At 46.0% G+C, this 3,161-nt stretch carries 3 protein-coding genes; 1 reads left to right on the top strand and 2 read right to left on the bottom strand.

Going from position 1 to position 3,161, the window contains the following annotated elements:
- Positions 1-225 precede the first annotated feature (225 nt).
- Both V6C93_RS25890 and V6C93_RS25885 read right to left on the bottom strand, forming a co-directional pair.
- Positions 226-480, bottom strand: a complete 255-nt coding sequence (locus V6C93_RS25890; RefSeq protein ID WP_333479548.1) for a DUF3146 family protein — start codon at positions 478-480, stop codon at positions 226-228.
- A gap of 251 nt (positions 481-731) precedes the next feature.
- On the bottom strand, positions 732-1,691 hold the full coding sequence (locus V6C93_RS25885) for a hypothetical protein (protein ID WP_333479547.1): 960 nt from the start codon (positions 1,689-1,691) through the stop codon (positions 732-734).
- 299 nt (positions 1,692-1,990) lie between these two features.
- Between V6C93_RS25885 and V6C93_RS25880 the strand changes: the two genes are divergently transcribed.
- Positions 1,991-2,893, top strand: a complete 903-nt coding sequence (locus V6C93_RS25880; protein WP_333479546.1) for a glycosyltransferase family 2 protein — start codon at positions 1,991-1,993, stop codon at positions 2,891-2,893.
- Positions 2,894-3,161: the final 268 nt, after the last annotated feature.

Raw genomic sequence — 3,161 nt, 5'->3', positions numbered from 1 at the left:
AGTGAGCAGGGACTTGTCGGGGGATTTAGACCCCAAGAAGAGTACCTACCACCCTTGCCGGGGTCTCCTTCCTCCCACTCTCTACTGTACAGACGCGAATGCCCTTGTCTCTACCACTGATAACTGGTCACTGGCCACTGCTCACTGCTCACTGGCCACTGCTCACTGCTCACTGGCCACTGTTCACTGATAACTGGCCACTGCTCACTGATGAGCGGCAAAGCCTCAAAGTTCAGCCCGGATTTTAAATGCGTAGTCTCCTCCGGGCTCCAACTGATAATCGCACTGCTCTAAAAATCGACTCAGCGGCTCCTGAATCAGAGCGCGTCCCAGAGATGGTTTAACCGATAACTGTCCCCCCCGGAAACACCACTGAAATTGCCACTCATATTCTGCTGCTTGGACTTCCCCTTCAATTTTGCCCTGTTGCCAGGAGTGCTGTGTAATCCTGACGTAGGCGGTAGTTTCCGGCAGAGCCATAGAACTTACAAGAAAAATAATGCTTATCTGCTATTAAAAATTAAGGTTAGCAAATTCATCAGGATTTAAGTCAAGATTACGCTCGACCTCAAGCGGACACCACACCACAAGAGTGTTACCTAAGATAGAGAAAACCCTTTCAGGCGCGATATTTAATCGGTTTGTGGAATTGCTGACATTAGGTTGAAAACTTAGTTTGCGATCGCTAGGTTATCAGCTAACACGCCAAGTGTCTTTCTTCTGACTAGCGGCTATATGCCGGAAAGCAACTTCTTCCGATAGCGGGAAAAACGACGAATTAATTTGTTTTTGTAGACATTCAGAACACTGTAATAATCTTCCAACGCCAGCCAAAAGTCAGCTAAGACTCCCGTCAGTCCTCGCTCTTTTTCGAGAAACTGTCGCCGACAAAAACTCATTGGCGCTGAGTGGGCTTGAGTGGCTGACAACAGAGGCTTGACTTTACACCAATGGATGACTATTGCCTCTCGATCCAACATGGCTGGCCCCGTTTTCTCTACCGGAAAGCGTTTTTTTAGTTCCTCCTGCTCAAAATCTGGAACAATCAGTTGCATATGAGCTTGTCCTAGACGAATTCTCCCGTCGTCAGCTGCCCGGAAGAGCATGAAATTCAAGAATCCCATCTCGCCATATTTAAAGAGACCTGGATGATTTTCTGTAAAATCTAAGATATCTATGTACTCATCTAAGCTAAAAATACCTTTTGTCCCAAAAAACGTCCCCGTGCAGAAATAATCGCTTTGATGCGCCCGCCAATTAAAGTTGGGGAAATGCTGTTCGATCCCTGAAGTCTCAAAAAAGAACTCCGAAACAAAGCGATCGGGGTGTTTATAGAGGGGTTTATCGATAATTACATCAAACTTATTGAAGTCAGCATATTTAAGGATGTTTCCCCAGACATTGGTATCGGCATCTAAAACGAGAAAATGCTGCCAAGGGCTTTCCCAGAAAGCAATCATCTTTGTCTTGCCCCACCCAAAGCTGCGCTGACCCAGAACGTCATTCTGAATACTATGGTGATTGATTACGCGCACATTGTAGGCTTGTTCTAAAGAGTGAACCGAAAAAGTACCATCAACAATCAGGCAAATTGGAACATCGCCTAAGAAATGCCTGATACTCGCGCAGCAGCCTTTAGCAAATAAGTAATCCTGATAACAGCAGGCAACGATAATGCCAAAATCTTCCATAAGTGCTTATCCTAGTTTCAACGCTGGTGACTTGGGATTGGGGAGGATTTAGTCAGGTGTTTTACGAGTTGCGATAAGATTTTATCGAGGCGATTAGGTACGACTGTCCGTTTGTGTAGCGCTCAACACGAACTGTTTAGTGAGAAAAGTCGGAGAGTGCTGTTGAGTGAGGCCGTTTCTCAATCATCTCAATCTAGTCCAGCTTAAGGAGATGTTTGCTCTAGTACGTGCGAGTTGTAGCTTACTGTCTCTGATGAATACTTTAACGTTTTGCGACCCGAGCTAACCATTTTAAACTCATGAATCGCGATCGCTTAGCAGGACTGCTCACTTGCCATAACCGCTGTACGAAAACCTTAGCAAGTCTATCAGCTTTGTTTGCTCAGGAACACCAAAGCGAAATTGCGATCGACGTTTATCTAGTGGATGACGGCAGCACGGACGGTACGGCAGAGGCGGTGAAGCAATCCTATCCCCAAGTTAAAATTATTCAGGGCAATGGCAATCTATTTTGGAATGGAGGCATGCGGCAAGCCTTTGCTGAAGCCCTTCAGTACGATTACGACTACTATCTTTGGCTCAACGATGACACACTCCTTTACCCGAATGCCCTGAGCCAGCTTTTGGCAACGTACCAAAGTTTGATACAACAGGGAGAGCATCGAGCAATTATTTCTGGATCGACTTGCGATCCCACGACAGGAGCTTTAACTTACGGAGGGGTAGTGCGTAGGAGTCGCTGGCGACCTCTCAAATTTGACCTTGTAGAACCGAGCGAACAAGTTCAGCAGTGCGACACGGTTAACGGTAATTGCGTTCTGATTCCTAGAGAAGTCGCTCAAGTTGTAGGCAACCTAGACTCAGCTTTCTCACACTATATCGGAGACTGGGACTACGGTTTGCGAGCTAGGCAACAAGGATGTACGGTTTGGATAGCTCCAGGATATGTAGGAACTTGCGCTTCAAACGACCAATCCGATCGTAAGGATAATTTTTCTGTATCTCCAAGCGAGCAACTGCAACAAATGGCTCAACCGAAGGGCTTATCCGTTCAAAAAGAAATCCTCTACTCACTAGGAGAGTGGAAGGTTTTTGCCCAAAGACATGGCGGTTTATTGTGGCCGATTTACTGGTTAATTCCTTATCGCAGGTTGCTGTGGAGTTCGCTGATGGGTAGTTTTCATCAAGTATCTAGTCGTTAGCGTTCATCACTGCATTTAAATAGCCCTCATGAACTGCCTACACCAGAGCGCATGAAAATTTTTATTCCTTCTGCCCTCTATCTTCTGCCTTATTTGCAAGTCAGAGTTGGATCGAGTTAGGATGCACTGCCTAAATGCAAACCACTGTTGAAACTGGTGTAAGGACTCAGGCAAAATTCCCCCAATAGCTAGATGTAGTTAATGAAGCGAATAGGGTATTGGTAGAATCTGCGTGTTGGTGCTTACGTGCCCTGCTCGTGTGTCACAA

The sequence above is a fragment of the Allocoleopsis sp. genome (assembly GCF_036703385.1).
In the GTDB taxonomy this organism is placed as follows: Bacteria; Cyanobacteriota; Cyanobacteriia; order Cyanobacteriales; family Coleofasciculaceae; genus Allocoleopsis.
Note: the sequence above shows the minus strand (reverse complement) of the source record. Positions and strands in the feature narration are given on the sequence as shown.